The following is a 391-nucleotide window of genomic DNA, read 5'->3' as shown; positions in this document are numbered from 1 at the left end:
GCTCGGCAAGGCGCGCCCAGACGCTGAAGCCACCGCGCATGCGCTGCTCAAGAAAGTCGGACTGGAGGACAAGGCCCGCGCGCACCCCGGACAGCTCTCCGGCGGCCAGCAGCAGCGCGTTGCGATTGCCCGCGCGCTGGCCATGGAGCCGGAACTGATCCTGTTCGATGAAGTGACATCCGCTCTCGATCCGGAAACCGTTGGCGAAGTCCTCAACGTCATCGGCGAATTGGTCGACGACGGCCTGACCTGCGTCCTGGTCACGCACGAAATGGCCTTCGCGCGTGCCATCAGCGACGAGGTTGTGTTCACCGAGCACGGCGTCGTGGTGGAGCGCGGCCCGGCAGAACAGGTTTTTTCCTCCCCGACGAGCGAGCGCACACGTGCATTC

Annotated in this window: 1 protein-coding gene; it reads left to right on the top strand. The window is 65.5% G+C overall.

All coding sequences use genetic code 11. From position 1 onward, the window contains the following. Positions 1–391, top strand: a 391-nt coding sequence (locus I6F21_RS38460) for an ATP-binding cassette domain-containing protein (protein WP_225184482.1), incomplete at both ends; no start/stop codon positions are given.

Source organism: Bradyrhizobium sp. NBAIM03, assembly GCF_020194055.1.
Classification (GTDB): domain Bacteria; phylum Pseudomonadota; class Alphaproteobacteria; order Rhizobiales; family Xanthobacteraceae; genus Bradyrhizobium; species Bradyrhizobium yuanmingense.
Note: the sequence above shows the minus strand (reverse complement) of the source record. Positions and strands in the feature narration are given on the sequence as shown.